The sequence below is a fragment of the Dysgonomonas reticulitermitis genome (assembly GCF_054601275.1).
The window spans coordinates 20,437-40,758 of sequence record NZ_BAAHWU010000015.1; the positions used below are offsets into that span (position 1 = coordinate 20,437).

Below are 20,322 nucleotides of genomic sequence, written 5' to 3' on the forward strand. Positions count from 1 at the left end.
CTTATCAGTATCAGGATAAACTGATTACATTTTTTTCAAAATAAAAGTAGCCGTTTTGTAGAAGACATGTCTGATTTTCCTACTAAACAAACGTATGTTGATGCTACAGATTCTACTCTAAGAGCAATAAAAGGATGCCGTTTTGATAAAGCTAAAGTGTTTATTTCCAAAGAAAAAAGTAATGAATTCTTTCAGGCGACAGATGATGTCGTAATTTTATCAACAGGGTTAAACATCGATTGCTAAAGCCTTGCAGGAGAATATCTATTTTATGTGGCTTTCGGGCAATAGTACACCTGATTCCGTACTAATCGCCGTACTGTAAAAATAAAAATCTCTGTAAATCAATCGGTTACAGAGATTTTCGTTGTCTCACTAGGATTCGAACCTAGACAGGCAGATCCAGAAACTGCAGTGCTACCATTACACCATGAGACAATATTACTTTTGCGAGTACAAAAGTAATAATTATTTTATTTAGCAATCAATAAGAAGTAATTTTTCTTCCCTTTTTGTGCTATAATATACTTTCCGGCAATCAGATTAGATGTATTGATTGTATCGTCAAAATTTTCCAATTTTTCCTTATTAACCATCACTCCACCGGCTTGAACAGTCTTTCTCATCTCTCCTTTTGAAGGAAAGACCTGAGCTTTGTCCGTAAGTAAATCCACAGCCTTTATCCCGCCGGCTAATTCGTCTTTGGAAATTTCAAAAGAAGGAACTCCCTCAAATACTTGCAGAAATGTTTCTTCGTCAAGCTTCTTCAACGCGTCGGCAGTAGCATTGCCAAACAAAATATTAGATGCTTCCACAGCCTGTTCATAGTCTTCTTCAGAGTGAACCATTACGGTAACTTCTTTAGCCAGACGTTTCTGCAACGCACGCAAATGCGGAGCCGCTTTTTGTTCTGTAACCAAAGTCTCTATTTCCTCTTTGCTCAGAGCGGTGAATATTTTGATATACTTTTCAGCATCATCATCACTCACATTCAGCCAGAACTGATAAAATTTGTAAGGAGATGTATATTTCCTTTCGAGCCAGACATTACCCGATTCTGTCTTTCCGAACTTAGTACCGTCTGCTTTAGTTATCAATGGACATACCAGAGCAAAAGCCTCGCCTGCTGCCTTGCGGCGGATTAGTTCAGTACCGGTAGTTATATTTCCCCACTGATCCGATCCTCCCATTTGTATCCTACAACCTAACGATTGATATAAGTGAAGATAGTCATAACCCTGCATCAATTGATAAGAGAACTCGGTAAACGACATCCCTTCCGAAGCCTCGCCACTAAGGCGTTTCTTTACCGAATCCTTAGCCATCATATAGTTCACTGTTATGTGTTTGCCTATATCACGGATAAAGTTAAGAAAAGAGAAATCCTTCATCCAGTCGTAGTTGTTTACCAATATTGCTGCATTTGGTTTGTCAGACTCGAAATCAAGAAATTTAGCAAGTTGCTTCTTTATCGATTCCTGATTGTGACGAAGTGTAGGTTCGTCTAACAGATTGCGCTCGGCCGATTTCATCGAAGGATCGCCAATCATACCTGTTGCTCCACCAATGAGGGCGATCGGACGATGTCCTGCCCGTTGAAAATGCTTCAATATCATCACACTTACAAGATGTCCGATATGCAACGAATCGGCAGTAGGATCGATACCTACATAGCCTGAAGTCAATTCTTTTTGCAGTTGCTCCTCTGTCCCCGGCATAATCTCCTGTATCATGCCTCTCCATCTTAGTTCTTCAACAAAATTCATCGAATTGGTTGTTTATTAATAATGTAACTTTTTTTAGTTAGGACTGCAAAAGTACGACCTTTTTTCGGAAAGAAAAAACAGAAACTTCTTTCCTTTTAACTAAAAAGTAACAAACTTCTACAGTTAGCAGTAGTCAGTAGTTAGTAGTTAGTAGTCAGCAGTCAGTCAACAGCCAACAACTCGTATCTCGTATCTCGTCTACTCGTAACTTTTTAACTAAAAAGTAACAAACTTCTACACTCAATTAGCCGTTAGCTCCTTGCTTGCGCGGCTACCCTCTTTGTCATCCTGACCGCAGGGAAGGATCCCGATCCCCGAGAGACAGGAGATGCTTCCTGTCGTCAGCATGACAAACCGGAATTTAACTAAAAAGTAACAAACTACTACAGTCATCAGTTATCAGTCATCAGTCAACAACTTGTACCTCGTATCTCGTCTACTCGTAACTTTTAACTAAAATGTAACAAACTCCCATAGTACATGACAAAAAATATTTTACATACATTTAAAAGACTTATTATGTTGCCCTTACAGGGCACGATTCCCTAGTCTGTCATCTCACCGGGGTGTTACCCCCGGGCTGGAATATATCAGGCTTTCAGCCTGTTTCTTTCCTTGATGCCCTGAAGGGGCTACATAATATAGCCCAATGGCAACGCCTTGGGTGGGAAAACGAAATCCCCTGAAACCGCGCCCTGTAAGGGCAATATAAGATTTTGTAATATTTTTTGTCATGTACTATGCAAACTCCACACTCATTTTCACATTTTAACTACACTTCGTTCCGTTGAACGTTGTTTCAAATTTGCTAATTTTCAAATTAAAAATTTATTCCCGATAAGCAGGTTGACTATAAAAAATCCGTAGGATTTTCATATCAATAGAAAATCGTATTCCTCTTTTCTACCCGAACGCCGTAGGTGTTCAACCCCTAAGGGGTTGCGATACCGGGCGGTTTACCTCTTCTATTGATATGAATGCCCTGACGGGCAAAAATTACACCCAATTCTACAGTTATCAGTCAACAGTCAACAACTCGTATCTCGTATCTCGTATCTCGTATCTCGTCTACTCGTATCTTTTTAACTAAAATGTAACAAACTTCTACAGTCAATTAGCCATTAGCCGATAGCTTTTAGCCGTTAGCCGTTAGCCCTTTGCTTGCGCGGCTACCCTCTTTGTCATCCTGACCGCAGGGAAGGATCCCGATCCCCGAGAGACAGGAGATGCTTCCTGTCGTCAGCATGACAAACCGGAATTTAACTAAAATGTAACAAACTTCTACAGTTATCAGCCAACAGCCAACAACTCGTACCTCGTATCTCGTCTACTCGTAACTGTTTAACTAAAATGTAACAAACTTCTACAGTCAATTAGCCATTAGCCGATAGCTTATAGCCTTTGCCGCTTCGCGCCATTTGCTAATTTGCTAATTTTCAAATTAAAAATTATCGCTGTATCTATAGATAAAACTAACGCCGGACAATGTTTCACTTCTCACATGGGTTGCTTCGGACTATCACCCTTGCAATGACGTGCAACAGTAAACAATTAGTTACAAGTTACCGTCGCTTCGCGCCATTTGCTAATCTGCTAATTTGCTAATTATCAAATTATCACTACATCTAATATTTAATTCAGTTTCGACTGTAATTTTTGATTGATCGCGTCAAGAAAATCTTCGGTGTTCAGATAATCTGTTCTCTGCAAATTATCCCCATGAACAAGCAAAGCTAAATCTTTAGTCATCTTTCCTGTCTCTACAACTTCGATACAGGTTTCTTCCAATCTAACGGCAAAGTCTACCAGAGGAGTATTTCCATCCAGTTTCCCGCGATGAGCCAATCCTCGTGTCCATGCAAAAATAGATGCTATCGGATTGGTAGAAGTCTCTTTACCTTGTTGATACTGACGGTAGTGGCGTGTCACCGTACCGTGGGCTGCTTCAGCCTCCATAACCTGCCCGTCGGGAGTAAGTAAAACGGAAGTCATCAAGCCCAATGATCCGAAACCCTGAGCGACCGTATCAGATTGTACATCGCCATCATAATTCTTGCAAGCCCATATAAAGCCACCATTCCATTTGAGGGCCGAAGCCACCATATCGTCTATCAAACGATGCTCGTAGGTGATACCCGCTTTCAGAAACTCCGTTTTATATTCATTGTCGTATACTTCCTGAAAAATATCTTTGAATCGTCCGTCGTAGGCTTTCAATATTGTATTCTTAGTTGACAAGTACAACGGATATTTCTTTTGTAAAGCTAACCGGAAGCAAGAATGGGCAAACCCATAAATAGACTCATCGGTATTATACATCCCCATCGCCACTCCATCTCCATCGAAATTATAAACAGTGTGCGACTGAGGTTCACCATTTTCAGGAGTAAAAGTAATAGTCAGTGTTCCTTTTCCCTTCGTTACAAAGTCTGTTGCTTTATACTGGTCGGCATTGGCATGACGCCCTATGATAATCGGCTGAGTCCATGTATTTACCAAGCGGGGAATATTGCTGATAATGATCGGCTCGCGGAAAACAGTTCCTCCGATTATGTTGCGGATTGTACCATTCGGGGATTTCCACATTTTTTTCAATCCGAATTCTTCAACACGAGCTTCATCCGGCGTAATGGTCGCGCACTTAACGGCCACTTTATACTTCCTGGCAGCCTCAGCACTGTCTATAGTTACCTGATCATTGGTGGCATCCCGGTTTTGGATACTCAGGTCATAATATTTCAGATCTACGTCTACATAAGGAAGAATAAGTTTATCTTTTATATATTGCCAGATTATACGGGTCATTTCGTCCCCGTCCATTTCAACAACAGGGTTTGCTACTTTTATCTTTTGCATACGCTTTCTTTTAAAATTCCTATTATTATTTGTTTCCCATGTCTTTCAGCCACATTTGTAATAATGTAAGCATTTGCGCATGATATTTGAAGTTTTCACGCATACCCCAGCCATGCCCTCCTTCGGGGAATATATACATCGTGGCAGGCACATTGTTATTCTTCAGCGCTTCATAATAACCGATGCTATTGGCAGGCTGCACACTTCCATCATCATCACTTAATAACAGTATTGCCGGAGGAGTGTTCACATTTACCTGTTTTTCGTTTGAAAAAGTATGGATATCTATAGCTGAAGGTTTGTCTCCTAACAGATTGCTCCTCGATCCGCCATGTGTCGGCACTCCCATCGTTACAACAGGATAAAAAAGGATGGAAAAATCGGGGCGTGTACTTGTTCCGGTTGAAGCAAAATGAGTAGAAGCCGTAGCTGCAAGATGCCCTCCTGCCGAGAATCCGGCAATTCCTATTTTATTCTCTTTTATCCCAAGCTCTTTCGCATGCTCACGCACATACCGCATAGCTTGTCGAGCATCATCCAAAGGGACTTCTTTATGTTTGTTTGGCATGCGATATTTAAGAATAATACCGGCAACACCCTGCTTATTGAGCCACTCTGCGAACTGTACACCTTCGTGCCCTATAGCCAATCCCGCATATCCCCCACCGGGACATATTATTACTGCCACACCTGTATTGACAGCCTCGTCCGGAAGATAAATACTGATTTCGGGGACTGTTACATTTGTTACCCATCCACCGTCTCTTTCATACCTTTCCGGCTCACTTATCTCATTATTCGTAGGAGGATTTCCTTCCCATAGTTTCACCACTTTCTGCGCATTCATATTTATAGTCATAAGCGAAAGCAAAAGGCACACTGATATTTTTCTTGCGTCTATCATTTTCATTCGATTAGATTAATTTAAAAAACTGATTCATCAAAGGTAGATATTTTAGGATTTAAATCAAAACCACAATAAGGTAGAAGTAAAGACTGTTTTGTGGAAATTTGACTATCTTTGTGACTTAAAAAAGAAAAAATACGTTAATATGGAAACAGTATTAAGCGGGATACGCTCTACAGGAAAATTGCACTTGGGTAACTATTTTGGCGCGTTAAGAAATTTCACAAGAATGCAAAATGAAAATAAATGCTTCTTTTTCATTGCAGATTACCACTCTTTGACAACGCATCCCGATCCGAAACTATTACATTCAAATGTAAAAAATGTACTGGTAGAATACCTCGCCGCGGGTATTGATCCGGAAATATCGACTGTGTATATACAAAGCGACGTACAGGAGGTGTGCGAACTGTATTTGTTACTAAACATGCACGCTTATCTGGGAGAATTGTCGAAGACGGTTTCTTTTAAAGAAAAAGCGAGAAAACATAAAGACAATGTCAATGCCGGCTTATTGACCTACCCTACCCTGATGGCTGCCGACATATTGATGCATAATGCAAACAAAGTACCTGTGGGCAAAGATCAGGAACAACACCTGGAAATGACACGCAAATTCGCCCGTCGTTTCAATAATATGTACGGTGTAGAATACTTTAAAGAACCTGTAGCATATAATTTTGGACAGGATTTAATAAAAATACCGGGGCTTGACGGAAGCGGGAAAATGGGAAAATCGGAAGGCAATTGCATATACCTGGATGAAGATCCTAAAAGCATAGAGAAAAAAGTAAAACGCGCATTAACTGATGAAGGCCCGAAGGCTCCAAACTCAGAAAAACCGGACTATATAGAAAATCTTTTTACCATATTGAAGGTTGTATCAACTGAAGAAGTAGTACAACACTTTGAAGATAAATGGAATACTTGCGAAATACGCTATGGGGATTTGAAAAAACAGCTCGCCGAAGATATTATCAAAATTACAACGCCTATGCGTGAACGTATTCTGGAAATACAGAATGATGATGCTTACCTACATAGAGTGGCAACCGAAGGGGCTGCCAAAGCACGTGAAAGCGCAAGCAAAGTATTAGCCGATGTTCGTGAGATAATGGGATTCAAAAGATTCTGATATTCAGAATTCTATTATTTAACACATAAGTAAAAGGAAATAAAACAGACATTTGCCCGTATTATATAGAGGAACTACTTATAATGCATATATTTGTAGACTAATATCAGAATAAAAGCGATATGTTTAAATTTCTAGGATTATTACTGCTTATTGTAATCTTTGCATTTCTCATTCTGGGTGTATTCCTGGGAAGGGTTATCAGGACGTTTGGGCCAACGAATAAAACAAAAAGCAGCAATCATAAAAATAATAATTACACGCCTGATCCTCCTCAAAAAAAATTCTCGAAAAAAGAAGGAGAATATGTCAGTTACGAGGAAATAAAAGACGACGAATAATTAAATTTTATGATACAAAGTCATTTAGAGCCCTTTCACAACTGGGAAAAAAACAGGACACCGTATTTTTTTAATAAAATTATTGTATAATACGCGTGTGCGCGTAAATATATAGGCGGGGTAGTCTCTCTAAGAAAATACAGCTAACTGCCAAATTTTCAGGGAGAAAAATAGTTAAAAAAGTGGTATTTTTTTCTCGTATTTTTTGTCTTATTTCAGACATATACCGTAACTTTTGTTATTGAATAATACGTAAATTTAAACCTTTTTTATAGAATAGCAAAGTTTGGTTGTAAAAGATTTTTAAAGTAGTAGTGAGTAGTCAGTAGTGAATGCTCAGAACTTACCACTCACTACTTATTACTCCCCCGCTCGCGCATTCGTTCCGCAGGCGGGGAACCTCACGGTAGGGCGCGGCAGTAATGATCTAAAGAATAAAAGATATTACTAAGAACCTGCATAGTACATGACAAAAAATATTACAAAATCTTATATTGCCCTTACAGGGTGCGGTTTCAGGAGATTTCGTTTTCCCACCCAAGGCGTTGCCATTGGGCTATATTATGTAGCCCCTTCAGGGCATCAAGGAAAGAAACAGGCTGAAAGCCTGATATATTCCAGCCCGGGGTAACACCCCGGTGAGATGACAGACTAGGGAACCGTGCCCTGTAAGGGCAACATAATAAGCCTTTTAAATATATATAAAATATTTTTTGTCATGTACTATGAAGAACCTGTCTAAATTTTATTCGTTCAAATTCTCAGGCTCTTATTATTTATTCAGATTCTATTTGTAAATCCGGATCTTCTTCCTCATCGTCGTCTTCCTTTGGCGGTGCAGGCCTGACCATAAACCGGCTCAGTTCGAATAGCATATAAAGAGGCAAAAATACTACCGATAAGGTGAATGGGTCTCCCGACGGAGTTATTATGGCTGAAAGAACTAATAATCCTACAATCGCATGTCTCCTGAATTTTTTAAAGAAAGAGCGGTTTAACAAACCCAGCTTCGATAGCAACCACGACAATAATGGAAGCTCGAAGACAATTCCCATAATAAATATCAGCATCAGGAAATTGTCCATATATGAATCGAGTGATATCTGATTCACAATAACCTCACTCAACTGATAAGTAGCCAAAAAGCGAAAAGTCATAGGAAAAACCAAACAATAACCGACCAAACATCCAAGAAAGAACATTACAGTTCCGAACATAAAGGCCCAACGAATACTTCTCTTTTCATTTTCATATAATGCCGGACTAACAAATCTCCAGATCTCAAATACCAAATATGGAAAGGTGAGTATAAGAGCCAGCCAAAAAGAGGTAGTCATATGTCTGAAAAACTGTGATGCCAGATTGATATTTATAATGTCAACGTGGAAAGTATCGTCACAAAAATCGGGAAAGAACGGCACCGCAGATGTAGCCGCACATAAATATCTATACAAAACAAAGTCGGCACGCGTAGGTCCCATTATGATGCTGTCATAAATATATGGCATCAAAACAAACCCTATAATAGCAAAAACGAAAAGCGCTACAATAGATCTTATAATAGTCCACCTGAGATCCTCTAAATGATCCCAAAAAGACATTTCATTGCTCTCTTCCATAAAAAGAATTATCTCAGTCTTTTTTAGGCGTATCGTTTCCTTCTATCTCGTCTTCTATTCCTTTTACCCCTTCTTTAAAGTTTTTAATCCCTTTTCCAAGGCCTTTCATCAGTTCAGGAATTTTTTTGCCTCCGAAAAGAAGTAATACGATAACTGCGATAATAATAATTTCGCCTGTCCCTATATTTCCTAAAAATAACAGTGTATTCATGATTGTAGAATTATTGTTGCACAAATTAACTTCAACGAACAAAATAACATAAATAATATCTAAACAGGGAACTTCTCATCATGTTTTTTCAATTTTCATATGTAAAAGAATATTAAACATCCTCATATCCCTATTTCTAATGAAAATATTCAGGCAAATTCATCATTTTTTGCGATTGTCAGATAAATCAATTAGTAGGACCTTTGCCACCGATAATTTTCATTTATTAACAGACAGACAAAATATATACTAACCATGAGAAAGATTTATTTCTTATTATTACTATTAATTTTAAACATCTCATTTATTGTTGCGCAAACAATAAAGGGGAGAATATTAGACGAAAAAGGTGACCCATTAGCTGCTGCAACAGTGGTTATAAAAGAACTGCAAAAAGGAGTCTCTACAGATAATGATGGTCGGTTCAGACTTACTCATTTGCCAAACAAGGTACTTACATTGGAAGTAAGTTTTATTGGATATGCCAATAATACCCAAAAAGTAGATTTGTCTAAATCAGACAATGTAATTGTCAACATAAAATTAGAACTTGCGAACGATCTAAACACAGTCGAAGTATTTGGAGAGAGATACAAACAACCTGAGAAACTGGATGCAATCACACGTATGCCCCTCCGCCCCAGTGAGCAGATACAAAGCATATCTGTGATTTCGGACAAGGTAATTGCCGAGCAAGGAGCTTTAACGATTACAGACGCTGTAAGAAATGTTCCCGGAGTTACGCTATTCGGTAGCTATGGCGGTGTTCGCGAAAGTATGTCGACTCGTGGTTATCGAGGAGTTCCTGTGTTAAAAAATGGCGTTCGAATCGATTCAGATTTCCGTACAGGAGCAATAACATCTGATATGCAGGGAGTTGAAAGCATACAAGTAATAAAAGGTTCGGCTGCTATTACTCAGGGTGTCGGGAACGATTTAGGAAGCCCCGGAGGTATTATCAATGTTGTAACCAAAACACCTAAATTCGTTAATGGTGGAGAAGTTAGCGCGCGTGCCGGTAGCTGGGGGCAATTCCGTCCTACATTTGATGTACAAAGCGTACTGAATAAAGACAAAACTATTGCTTTCCGTCTGAATGGGGCATACGAACGCGCGGACAGTTACAAAAAACATGTTTCTACCAATAGGGTTTACATAAATCCATCGTTAGAATGGAGACCTGATGAAAAAACAACGGTTACTCTGGAATTGGACTATTTGAACGAAAATAAAACTCCGGATCCGGGTACTGTAAATCTAAATGGCGACAGTATAGAAGCATTATACAAGATGCCTAACGATAAATTCTTAGGCTTCAGCACAGACAATGTCGAAAATAAAACGTTGACCTATGCAGCTCGTATAACTCGCCAAATAGCAGACAAGATAAGTGTTAGAGCAGCATACTTCAATGCTTCGTATAATGTTGATAATACAGGGGCAAATGTAAATACACGAACATATTCGAAAAAACCGAATATGGACAATATCAGAACTCGCAGTTTAGGCAGATCATTGCGAGATGACAAAAACTCGACATTCCAGTTGGATTTAATAGGACGAGATATCTATACTTCTTCTATTAAGCATACATTTCAGGTAGGATTCGATTATAAAAAAACAGATCTTTCCACAACTGCTTATAATTCCATTACAATTGATACAATAGACGTATTGGGAACTATTTCAAATAAATTACCAAAAAACTTAAAAATGACTGCCGTAGATCCTGTTACGTCTCAATCGTCAAGCTATGGTATAATGGCACAGGAAGTAATGACGATTAACGAATATGTAAAAGCCATACTTGGTCTTCGTTACAGTTACCAGACTAGTATCAGCGATACAGGTACAGGCAAAACCATAGGTGACGCATGGAATCCAATGTTCGGACTAATGGTTACACCAATCAAAAGTGTGAACTTGTTCGGTTCTTATACCACTACTACAGACCTTCGTTCTGCTGCCAATCTGAAAGAAGACGGAACAGCTATCGGTTCCTCAAATTCGAAACAATTGGAATTCGGAGTAAAATCCGACTGGTTAGATAACCGCCTACGTTTCAATCTGACATATTTCCATATATTGAATAGCAATACATCATATGCAGTATATGACACAAGTGGAAAAACTATTTTATATTATGACAATGCAGGAGACTTGATGCGTCAAGGTATAGAAACTGAATTATCGGGACGTATTCTACCAAATTTACAAGTAATGTTAGGTTATGCTTATTTAGACGCACAATACAGAGAAAGCCCCGCGTATGTTGAAGGATCGGCACCGATGAACGCACCTAAGCACACTGCAAACGGTTGGATATATTATACACTGGATAGTAGTCCGCTTAAAGGATTGTCTATCGGAGTAGGAACATATTATGTAGGTAAGCGTCCTGTAAACGAATTTACCAAAAAAGTTATTATTCATAATACCGATCCCGGAGTGAAACCTTTCGACATGCCTGCATACACAACAGTAAATGCTCAATTGGCTTATACTTATAAGAAAGTTACAACCCGTGTGTTTTTCAACAATATATTTGATGAATTAGGATACAATTCATATTATCGTGGGGGCTATATCAATCAGATCGATCCACGTAATTTTGCTGCGACTGTATCGTATAGATTCTAAAGCTATCACTATTTATTGTTACACACCGGCAAAAATATCATCATTTATTGGGATTGTGCAGATATAAAAGAATAACGATCTTTGCATTGATGATAGTTGATTGAATCTGACCTTTTACGGAAAGATGCAGATTAAAAAATTACTTAACTTTGATGATAGTTTAATTCCGGTATTTTAATATTAAAACACCGGAGTTTTTCTTTAAATATATCTTTTAAATATGCGAATCTTTTTAAAGAAGCTCCACAAATGGCTCTCAATTCCGGTCGGAATTATCATTACAATCGTATGTCTTACCGGTGCTATATTAGTATTTCAGGACGAAATACAGGAACTGGCAAATCCCGAACGTTATTTTGTTCCGGAAGTAAAAAACAATCCTATTCCCTTAGGGGAACTGATACCCATAGTAAATGCCCAACTGGATAGTAACACTGTCGCCGATGTAAAGATCTCTCATGACCCCGGACGAACCTATGCAATGACGCTTGCCAAGGGATTCAGAATATCGGCATTTGTAGATCAGTATACCGGAAAAGTTACGGGAATATATGAGTTTCAAAAGAGCCCGTTTTATACGATGATGACTCTTCACCGCTGGCTGATGGATGGTAGCCGTACTTGGGGAAAATATACAGTCGGCATTTCCACCTTAATATTCGTATTCATTCTGATTAGCGGTTTTATCGTATGGATGCCCCGACGGCTGAATAAAAGCCGGTTTAAGATCCAACTCAAAAAAGGAAAGAAACGCCTGTTTTACGACTTGCATAATGTACTTGGGGCATATGCCTGCCTGATATTGCTTATCTGTGCGCTCACAGGAATGATGTGGTCCTTTGAATGGTACCGGGATGGTGTATTTAAAATTTTTGGAGCAGAAGTTCAGCAGACCCAGCAAGGAGGACACAGCGGCGGTCGTGGAGACCGAAGTGATAGAGAAAAGAAAGGAAAGCCCGAGATAAATTTTGCAAATTGGCAAAAAGTTTCCAATATACTTCAGGATTCTAATCCTGATTATGAATATATCCGTGTACAGGATGGCTCTGCATCTGTACATTTAAAATCTTCAATAACCTCACGTAATACAGACAGATATGATTTTGATAAACAGAGTGGAGACATTACCAAAACTACTTTGTTCAAAGATCAGGAAGGGACAACCAAAGTCTGGGCATGGATATACACCTTACATGTAGGTAATTACTGGGGTATATGGTCAAAGATATTTACTTGTATCTTCGCTCTGACAGGAGCAAGCCTGCCTATTACAGGGTATTATATGTTCTTTGTAAAAAGGAAGAAAAAACCACGGCGAGCAGCCGAATAATAGAAAGAAGGCATGTCAGAAATTAGCAGATATGCCAATGTGAAAATGTGCCAATGACGCGAAACGGAAAAAGCTATAAGCTAATAGCTAACGGCTCAACTGCTTGTAACTTGTAACTGCCCGAAGGGCGAAGTAACTCGTAACTAATTGTTCACTGTTGACTGTTATTGTCGCTTTGCGCCATTGGCACATTTTCAAATTAGCTAATTGGCTAATTATTCTCCTCTACTATAATTTGGAGCTTCGCTGGTAATAGTTACATTATGCGGATGGCTTTCGGCAACCCCGGCATTTGTAATACGCGTAAATTTAGCATTATGCAGTTCACCAATATTGTTAGCGCCGCAGTAACCCATCCCTGCCCGAAGACCTCCTGTCATCTGGTAAACAACCTCGTATAGAGAGCCTTTATATGGGACACGGGCAGCAATACCTTCCGGAACAAGTTTCTTTATATCAGCTTCCATGTCTTGGAAATAACGGTCCTTAGAACCTTTCTCCATCGCTTCCAACGATCCCATACCTCTGTACGACTTAAATTTACGTCCGTTGAAGATAATAGTTTCGCCCGGTGATTCTTCTACTCCGGCAAGCAATGAGCCCATCATAACCGAGTTTCCTCCGGCTGCCAAAGCCTTTACAATGTCTCCCGAATAACGCAAACCTCCATCTGCGATCAGAGGGACGCCTGTGCCTTTCAATGCTTTAGCTACATCGTAGATAGCCGATAACTGAGGAACACCTATCCCTGCGACCACACGCGTAGTACAAATAGAACCCGGTCCTATACCAACTTTTACGGCATCAGCTCCTGCATCAACCAAATATTTGGCAGCATCGCCTGTCGCTATATTACCTACAACAATATCGATATTAGTATAAGCGGCTTTTACCTTTTTCAGCATTTCAACTACACCTTTCGAGTGTCCGTGCGCTGTATCTATAACGATTGCATCTGCTCCCGCTTCTACCAAAGCGGCAACACGCTCCATCGTATCATGGGTCACACCTACTCCGGCAGCAACACGTAGGCGTCCGTTTTCATCCTTACAGGCAAACGGCTTATCCTTCGCTTTAGTTATATCCTTATAGGTTATCAATCCTATCAGCTTATTATCAGCATCCACCACAGGTAGCTTTTCTATCTTATGTTGTTGAAGGATATCTGCTGCTGCTTCAAGGTCTGTAGACTGGCGAGTGGTGATAATATTTTTCTTTGTCATAACATCATCGATCAACTCACTCATATCTCTGCGAAAACGTAAATCACGATTCGTAACAATTCCAACCAAACGGTTGCTTGTATCTACAACCGGTATTCCGCCTATTTTATACTCAGCCATCATAGCCAGGGCCTGTCCCACTGTTTTATCACGCAAGATACTTACCGGATTTGAAATCATCCCGTTTTCAGCACGTTTCACAAATTTTACTTGCTGTGCCTGTGCTTCGATAGACATATTTTTGTGGATAACTCCAATACCGCCTTCGCGGGCAATAGCAATAGCCAACTTAGCCTCTGTGACCGTGTCCATAGCTGCCGAAACGAAAGGAATATTTAATTTGATATTGCGTGAGAAATTTGTCGATAGATCGACTTCGCGGGGGAGTACTTCTGAATAAGCGGGGATCAACAATACATCATCGAATGTCAATCCATCCATTAAAACTTTATCTGCAATAAAAGACATATATAAAAGAGCTTTTGAAATTTATTGCGTGCAAATATACGCATTTTTGACGAATCGTATATTATAACCGGATAAAAAAAACCAATTTATACTTATATTTTCTGAAATTGATTAGGGATCTTCATTAAATTTAAATAGACTCTATTATATTGAATTCACATTAATTCAACATATTATCTCTCTATGAATAAGAAAAACAACTACCTTTCGACAGTTGTTTTTCTTATACCTCTATACAAGTGTTCTCTTACTACCGTGTGTAGGTATAGTGAATTAATACTTTGGTCATGCCGGTGTAATCTTGCGTAATATCTTCTGTTAATATGAGTGTATTACCGGATAGGCTGAATATGTACGGCACGTTATCAAACAGGGTTATGTTACTTCCATTGATGCTATATGAGCTCTCCTCTTCAAAAGTATCGGTCATTTTTCCATTAACAAAGAATGTTAATTTATAAATATCATCTTCATTATCAGGATCGTGAACCCAATCATCTTTTATTTCCTGCTGCTGAGCTGCTGTACCTCCCGTAATATCAGCAGAAGTAGCAGTCCATACCCATGTACCAATAATACTGTCTTTATCTTCCCCGTCATCGTTATTTGAACAGGAACTAAATACCAATGGTAATGCCAAAAATAGCGCACATAAGAATGTTGTTGATTTCATTCTGGTTTTCATAATGTAGTTTTAGTTTGTAAAAAGTATTCATTAATAAAAAAATTGACGATCAAGGTATATAGTGTTATTTTTGTTTTGTGAAAATAGGAATTACACTCTACAGCCTTAATTATCTAAGTACAAAGATAAAAAGAAACGGCAATAAACCGTGGAAAAACAGAATCATTTTTCCGTATAATCTTTAACAGGCAATTACCTGTTAAAGAGATGTGTACAGTTTTTTATAAAACATTAAGCTGGATTGCTTCGGGACAAGCCCTCGCAATGACGTGCAAAAGACCTTTTGACACACCCTTTTTATTACTTTCTATTCATAAATCTTATAATCTCCCCTATCCAAAGAACGACAGATGTTCCTCCTATTATTATACCCCAATCCTGTAATGTAAGCGGTATAGTGCGGAATACATCACCGCCGAATGTCACTATCAGTATTTGACCTATCAGAATAATCAGAGCTACAATTTCAAATCCGGCGCTTTTACCCAATCCGGCAAAAGCAGACTTCCCTGTTTGATAGGCCTTCGCATTAAACATATTCCAAAACTGTAACAAAACAAATACAGTAAAGAAATAAGAGAGGAAATAACGCCCTCTATCCTCTTCCTGAATATAGCCGAAGAATGAATTTAAATGCTCAGTACCGGAAAAATAATACATCATACCCAAAAGCAGGACAACAAAAATAAAGCCTGTTATAAGTATGTGGCGGGTAATAGAAGGAGTTACAATAAAGTCGCTATTCTTCCTTGGTTTACTATTCATCACATTGGGGTCGGGTGGCAGAGATGCCAATGCTCCCGCGGCGAATGTATCCATAATCAGATTTACCCAAAGCATCTGGGTTACAGTCAAAGGCAATTCCTGTCCAAAGATAGAACCTAAGAATACAATCAGAAGGGCTGCCACATTAATCGTAAGCTGAAACAGCATAAACCGCTGAATGTTTTTATACAGCGAGCGTCCCCACATAACGGCCGTGGCAATACTGCTGAACGAGTCGTCGAGCAACGTAATGTCGCTGGCTTCTTTTGCCACCGATGTCCCCGAACCCATCGAAAGACCTACGTCGGCATAATTCAAGGCAGGAGCATCGTTTGTTCCGTCTCCGGTAACAGCAACAATTTCTTCTTTCTGCTTCAACAAATGTACAAGACGTTGCTTGTCGGTAGGACGGGCACGGCACATTATCTTTAAGCTTTGTACTCGTTCCAACGCTTCTTCGTCCGACAGATTTTCAAAATCTATGCCTCCTATAATATTTTCGTCAGTATCTACCTCATCATTCCAAATACCTATCTGGCGACCGATCTCCTTTGCCGTTCCGTAAGTGTCTCCGGTAACAATCTTCACCCCGACTCCGGCATTCAAACACCGTTTAACAGCATCGGGCACATCCGGACGTACAGGATCGGAAATTCCGGCCACACCTAAAAATATAAGATCATCGCCACTCGAAGCCAGTTCTTCAACAGACCTCCGGTCATCTTCACTCACATACTTATATGCAAATCCGAGCGTGCGCATAGCCTGATTCTGATATTGAAGCAATTGTTTATCAACAACCTCTTTATACTCATTAACTAATGCCAGCCCATCCGTAGTAGTTACTTCTTTACTCTTGCCCAGCACTACTTCGGGTGCTCCTTTTACATATAATACTCTCTTTCTCAGCTTTGGCGAATTAACAAGAGTCGCCATATATTTCCGTTCGGTAGAGAATGGCAGTTGATCCTGTATCTCTTCCTTATTTCGTATATTGCTATATAATATTTTACTTCTATTGAGCCAAAGAAGTAATGCTCCTTCGGTAGGATTACCTAGCGCAGAGGGTTTTGAAGGGTTAGAAAAATCAATAAACGCTGTTGAGTTTACAGATATATTCCCTATGATAAGCCGGCTTACCTCGCTGTCTGTCAATACCTGATTTTCTATGCCGTAAAAATTGGTATTGGATACCTGCATCTGGTTCTGCGTAAGAGTTCCTGTTTTATCGGTACAGATAACAGTAGTAGCGCCCATTGTTTCCACAGCATGCATCTTGCGCACGAGATTGTTCATTTTAAGCATGCGGCGCATACTCAAAGCTAAGCTAAGAGTTACGCTCATCGGTAGTCCCTCGGGAACAGCTACAACCACCAGCGTAACAGCCACCATAAACGCCTGCAATATTTCAGCGGCGGTATCTATGCTTACCCACGAATTACTATCTAAAGGATTGACACCGAAAAGATAGCCTAAACCGGCAATAGCAACCGTAACCACAGCCCCTGTTGCCAACCATCTGAGCCAACCGCCATCTTTTACAGATTTAGGAAGATGCATTTTCCTTCCCGTCAGTTCCAGCCCATCATATATTATTGGCATCCAAACCTTTATCATTGCTATAACAACACCCAATATGGCAGCGCCAAGCAAAGATAACTGCCCTAACGATACAGGAACAGCGGGATCGAGAAGTATATCTTTTACAACTAATACGGAGAACGTAAGCGCTGCAAGTAATAACCCTATAACACCTATAAATTTTGCCAGAGAATCCAATTGGCGGTTCAATGGAGTTTGTCCTTCTACTTTTTCTGTTGCTTTTACAGCAACTTTTCCAAACTCAGTAGCATCCCCTACCCTCTTCACTTCAAATACGCCATGCCCGTTGATAACTTTCGTACCACGAAGCGCCCAATTTGAAGGATAGGTTACTCCTTCCTCGAAATGTTCAGGATCGGTAGTCTTATCTATACTCAATTCTCCCGTCAAACAAGATTCGTCTATCTGCATAGATACAGCTTCGAATAGTTCTCCATCGGCAGGAACTTCGTTTCCTATCTCAAGCAATACAATGTCACCCACAACAATATCCTTCTTGGCCACCTGTCCTACATTACTATTACGCATTACCATCAGCATATCCTCATCGTTCACTTGATTGAGGACATCAAACTTTTTACTGGCATCCATTTCGAACCAAAAAGAAACTCCTGTGGCAAGAAGAATCGCACAGAAGATGCCGATCGTTTCTATGTATTCATTATGTATAATAGATATACCCAAAGATAAAAATGCGGCAATGAGCAAAATCCGGATTATCGGGTCTTCAAATTTTTTCAGAAATAATTTCCAAAGCGGTTCTTTCTTGGGAGGAGTAAGGATATTCGCTCCATACTTTGCTCTATTCTCTTTAACTTGTTTGTCTGTAAGGCCTGAATATTGTTGTTTTCCTTCCATTATTTCGTTTTTTATTTAAACGCTTGTTAATATGTTATTGTTGATATTAACCGATAAAGTTAGTTCTATCATATAAAATATAACATATCCGTTTGTTAATTTTTTTGATACAATAATTTATGGCTACATTTGTATCCATGCAAAACTTATCTTAAAAACATTACCTATGAAAAAACTAATTTGGGTTACTGGTATATTGCTGATTTTTATATCTCCCTGCGGATATAGCCAAATATTTGAAGAGCTTGCAGACCCTCCCGGAAATTGGGAAAAAGTACCTGAGGGGTTAAATGCATCAATAACAAGTATAGACAAAAGATATGCGAAAAATGATGTTCCTTTTGTAAAACAAAAATCATCATGTGAGGTTACAGGCTGGAAAGGAGAAAAACTATCCGCTCAATTATTATTATGGAGTGCTAATAATATAGAACAGGTGGAATGTATAATCTCTGATTTCACATCTTCAGATCATACTCTTCCTGCAAACATCGCACAAGCTCGTTTCGTCAGATATGTGATGACCGATGAGTTTGGGCCGGGATGCGGATACCGCAAACCTGAGGACTTTCCGGCGTCATTATCTGCCGATATGCTTGACAATATTAAAAGCTTCAATATTCCGGCAAAAACCGTACGTCCTGTATGGCTTACAATAGATATTCCTCAGGATGCAAAGGCAGGAACATACAAGAGTAAAGTAAAAGTCGCGGCTAAAGGGAAAAATCCACAGGAATTTGGCATCACATTGAATGTACAAAATAAGACTTTACCTCTCGCAAAAGAATGGACATATCATCTGGACTTGTGGCAGCATCCTTCGGCAGTTGCCCGCGCACAAAACCTGAAACTGTGGAGTGAAGAGCATTTTGAAGCATTGAAACCGCTTATGAAAATGCTGGCGGATGCCGGACAGAAAGTGATTACAACGAATGTGAATAAAGATCCGTGGAACGTTCAGACCTTCGATCCTTATGCCGATATGATACTATGGACAAAGGACAAAAATGGGAAATGGTCGTACGATTATACTATTTTCGACAAATGGGTAACGTTTATGATGAATTTGGGTATCGATAAAATGATTAATTGCTATTCTTTAGTTCCTTGGAATAACGAATTGCATTACAAAGATGCCAAAGGGAATATTGTAACCATAAAAGCCGATCCGGGAACAAAAGAGTTTGAAGAAATGTGGGGACCTTTCCTTACTGATTTCACAAAACATTTGAGAGAAAAGGGCTGGTTAGAGAAAACGAATATTGCGATGGACGAGCGGGGACCAAAAGAAATGGAAGCGACAATAGAGTTTCTTCAAAAAACAGCGCCGGAATTGGGAATCTCCCTTGCGGATAACCACAATAGCTATAAGAAATATCCGTTCATCAAAGAAATATCGGTATCTGCCGACGCCAAAGTTGATTCCGCCGATATTGCCCTGCGTAGAGAGAAAGGTCTGATAACAACTTACTACGTATGTTGCTCGGATAAGTTCCCGAATGTATTTACATTTTCCGATCCTGCCGAAGCTGTTTACAGTGCTTGGTACGCTCTTGCGGCAGACTATGACGGCTATCTTCGATGGGCATATAATTCGTGGGTAGAAAATCCTCTCACAGATTCACGTTTCAGAACCTGGCCGGCCGGTGACACTTACATTGTTTATCCTGATGCCAGAAGCTCTATCCGTTTCGAAAGACTGGTGGAAGGTATTCAGGATGTAGAGAAAATCCGTATTCTACGAAAAGAATTAAAAGAATTGAACACAAAAGAATCGCTGAAGAAACTGGCAAAACTAAATAGAGAAGTCGCACGTTTCAATACGATTAGTCCTCTCAAATCTCCGGATATAATGCTATACAGCGCAAAGGCAGTGATAAACGAAGTATCCAAATAAAGAAAGGGGCTGAAATTTG

At 39.5% G+C, this 20,322-nt stretch carries 15 protein-coding genes and 1 tRNA gene; 6 read left to right on the forward strand and 10 right to left on the reverse strand.

Features of this window, described 5'->3' with window-relative positions; all coding sequences use genetic code 11:
* Positions 1 to 367: 367 nt before the first annotated feature.
* The 5 genes from ACYPZI_RS07775 to ACYPZI_RS07795 form a co-directional block, all read right to left on the reverse strand.
* Positions 368 to 438: transfer RNA gene (locus tag ACYPZI_RS07775), tRNA-Gln, on the reverse strand.
* A 35-nt stretch (positions 439 to 473) separates the two neighbouring features.
* Entirely contained in the window at positions 474 to 1,766 is a 1,293-nt protein-coding gene (tyrS, locus tag ACYPZI_RS07780; protein WP_459600294.1) for a tyrosine--tRNA ligase, read from the reverse strand.
* 558 nt (positions 1,767 to 2,324) lie between these two features.
* Positions 2,325 to 2,501, reverse strand: a complete 177-nt coding sequence (locus ACYPZI_RS07785) for a hypothetical protein (RefSeq protein ID WP_459597370.1) — start codon at positions 2,499 to 2,501, stop codon at positions 2,325 to 2,327.
* A gap of 897 nt (positions 2,502 to 3,398) precedes the next feature.
* Entirely contained in the window at positions 3,399 to 4,622 is a 1,224-nt protein-coding gene (locus tag ACYPZI_RS07790; protein ID WP_459600296.1) for an isocitrate dehydrogenase (NADP(+)), read from the reverse strand.
* 25 nt (positions 4,623 to 4,647) lie between these two features.
* Positions 4,648 to 5,526 carry an alpha/beta hydrolase gene (locus ACYPZI_RS07795; protein ID WP_459600354.1) on the reverse strand — a complete coding sequence of 293 codons (879 nt, stop codon included), beginning with the start codon at positions 5,524 to 5,526 and terminating at the stop codon, positions 4,648 to 4,650.
* Between the two features lie 148 nt (positions 5,527 to 5,674).
* Here ACYPZI_RS07795 and trpS point away from each other — a divergent pair, with 148 nt between their 5' ends.
* The 3 genes from trpS (at position 5,675) to ACYPZI_RS07810 (ending at position 7,636) form a co-directional block, all read left to right on the forward strand.
* Positions 5,675 to 6,664 carry a tryptophan--tRNA ligase gene (gene trpS / locus ACYPZI_RS07800; RefSeq protein WP_459600298.1) on the forward strand — a complete coding sequence of 330 codons (990 nt, stop codon included), beginning with the start codon at positions 5,675 to 5,677 and terminating at the stop codon, positions 6,662 to 6,664.
* Positions 6,665 to 6,786: 122 nt separating this feature from the next.
* Complete coding sequence (locus tag ACYPZI_RS07805) at positions 6,787 to 7,005, forward strand: DUF4834 family protein (protein WP_459600300.1); 219 nt, start codon at positions 6,787 to 6,789, stop codon at positions 7,003 to 7,005.
* 466 nt (positions 7,006 to 7,471) lie between these two features.
* Positions 7,472 to 7,636, forward strand: coding sequence for a hypothetical protein (locus ACYPZI_RS07810; protein ID WP_459600302.1), 165 nt, complete (start codon positions 7,472 to 7,474; stop codon positions 7,634 to 7,636).
* A 145-nt stretch (positions 7,637 to 7,781) separates the two neighbouring features.
* Here the strand turns inward: ACYPZI_RS07810 and tatC are convergent, their stop codons facing one another.
* Positions 7,782 to 8,624 (reverse strand): twin-arginine translocase subunit TatC, encoded by an 843-nt coding sequence (gene tatC / locus ACYPZI_RS07815; RefSeq protein ID WP_459600304.1) that lies wholly within the window; start codon positions 8,622 to 8,624, stop codon positions 7,782 to 7,784.
* Between the two features lie 13 nt (positions 8,625 to 8,637).
* Positions 8,638 to 8,835 carry a twin-arginine translocase TatA/TatE family subunit gene (gene tatA / locus ACYPZI_RS07820; protein WP_459600306.1) on the reverse strand — a complete coding sequence of 66 codons (198 nt, stop codon included), beginning with the start codon at positions 8,833 to 8,835 and terminating at the stop codon, positions 8,638 to 8,640.
* 255 nt (positions 8,836 to 9,090) lie between these two features.
* Between tatA and ACYPZI_RS07825 the strand changes: the two genes are divergently transcribed.
* Both ACYPZI_RS07825 and ACYPZI_RS07830 read left to right on the forward strand, forming a co-directional pair.
* Positions 9,091 to 11,475: a TonB-dependent siderophore receptor gene (locus ACYPZI_RS07825; protein WP_459600308.1), complete on the forward strand. Its 2,385-nt coding sequence runs from the start codon at positions 9,091 to 9,093 to the stop codon at positions 11,473 to 11,475.
* 220 nt (positions 11,476 to 11,695) lie between these two features.
* Positions 11,696 to 12,805: a PepSY-associated TM helix domain-containing protein gene (locus tag ACYPZI_RS07830; RefSeq protein WP_459600310.1), complete on the forward strand. Its 1,110-nt coding sequence runs from the start codon at positions 11,696 to 11,698 to the stop codon at positions 12,803 to 12,805.
* A gap of 215 nt (positions 12,806 to 13,020) precedes the next feature.
* On the opposite strand, the gene guaB is transcribed toward ACYPZI_RS07830, so the two are convergent.
* The 3 genes from guaB to ACYPZI_RS07845 all read right to left on the reverse strand — a co-directional run bounded on the left by guaB (position 13,021) and on the right by ACYPZI_RS07845 (position 18,406).
* Positions 13,021 to 14,496, reverse strand: coding sequence for an IMP dehydrogenase (gene guaB / locus ACYPZI_RS07835; RefSeq protein ID WP_459600312.1), 1,476 nt, complete (start codon positions 14,494 to 14,496; stop codon positions 13,021 to 13,023).
* Between the two features lie 250 nt (positions 14,497 to 14,746).
* Positions 14,747 to 15,181, reverse strand: a complete 435-nt coding sequence (locus tag ACYPZI_RS07840) for a lipocalin family protein (protein ID WP_459600314.1) — start codon at positions 15,179 to 15,181, stop codon at positions 14,747 to 14,749.
* A gap of 300 nt (positions 15,182 to 15,481) precedes the next feature.
* Positions 15,482 to 18,406, reverse strand: coding sequence for a calcium-translocating P-type ATPase, PMCA-type (locus ACYPZI_RS07845; protein ID WP_459600315.1), 2,925 nt, complete (start codon positions 18,404 to 18,406; stop codon positions 15,482 to 15,484).
* A 166-nt stretch (positions 18,407 to 18,572) separates the two neighbouring features.
* Here ACYPZI_RS07845 and ACYPZI_RS07850 point away from each other — a divergent pair, with 166 nt between their 5' ends.
* On the forward strand, positions 18,573 to 20,303 hold the full coding sequence (locus ACYPZI_RS07850) for a DUF4091 domain-containing protein (protein ID WP_459600317.1): 1,731 nt from the start codon (positions 18,573 to 18,575) through the stop codon (positions 20,301 to 20,303).
* Positions 20,304 to 20,322: the final 19 nt, after the last annotated feature.

What these genes read in the sequence shown, in the direction of transcription:
- ACYPZI_RS07790 (WP_459600296.1), bottom strand. Translation starts at nt 4,622, where the DNA reads ATGCAAAAGATAAAAGTAGCAAACCCTGTTGTTGAAATGGACGGGGAC.
- ACYPZI_RS07840 (WP_459600314.1), bottom strand. Translation starts at nt 15,181, where the DNA reads ATGAAAACCAGAATGAAATCAACAACATTCTTATGTGCGCTATTTTTG.
- ACYPZI_RS07810 (WP_459600302.1), top strand. Translation starts at nt 7,472, where the DNA reads ATGACAAAAAATATTACAAAATCTTATATTGCCCTTACAGGGTGCGGT.
- guaB (WP_459600312.1), bottom strand. Translation starts at nt 14,496, where the DNA reads ATGTCTTTTATTGCAGATAAAGTTTTAATGGATGGATTGACATTCGAT.
- ACYPZI_RS07785 (WP_459597370.1), bottom strand. Translation starts at nt 2,501, where the DNA reads ATGACAAAAAATATTACAAAATCTTATATTGCCCTTACAGGGCGCGGT.
- tyrS (WP_459600294.1), bottom strand. Translation starts at nt 1,766, where the DNA reads ATGAATTTTGTTGAAGAACTAAGATGGAGAGGCATGATACAGGAGATT.
- ACYPZI_RS07830 (WP_459600310.1), top strand. Translation starts at nt 11,696, where the DNA reads ATGCGAATCTTTTTAAAGAAGCTCCACAAATGGCTCTCAATTCCGGTC.
- trpS (WP_459600298.1), top strand. Translation starts at nt 5,675, where the DNA reads ATGGAAACAGTATTAAGCGGGATACGCTCTACAGGAAAATTGCACTTG.
- tatC (WP_459600304.1), bottom strand. Translation starts at nt 8,624, where the DNA reads ATGGAAGAGAGCAATGAAATGTCTTTTTGGGATCATTTAGAGGATCTC.
- tatA (WP_459600306.1), bottom strand. Translation starts at nt 8,835, where the DNA reads ATGAATACACTGTTATTTTTAGGAAATATAGGGACAGGCGAAATTATT.
- ACYPZI_RS07850 (WP_459600317.1), top strand. Translation starts at nt 18,573, where the DNA reads ATGAAAAAACTAATTTGGGTTACTGGTATATTGCTGATTTTTATATCT.
- ACYPZI_RS07845 (WP_459600315.1), bottom strand. Translation starts at nt 18,406, where the DNA reads ATGGAAGGAAAACAACAATATTCAGGCCTTACAGACAAACAAGTTAAA.
- ACYPZI_RS07805 (WP_459600300.1), top strand. Translation starts at nt 6,787, where the DNA reads ATGTTTAAATTTCTAGGATTATTACTGCTTATTGTAATCTTTGCATTT.
- ACYPZI_RS07825 (WP_459600308.1), top strand. Translation starts at nt 9,091, where the DNA reads ATGAGAAAGATTTATTTCTTATTATTACTATTAATTTTAAACATCTCA.
- ACYPZI_RS07795 (WP_459600354.1), bottom strand. Translation starts at nt 5,526, where the DNA reads ATGATAGACGCAAGAAAAATATCAGTGTGCCTTTTGCTTTCGCTTATG.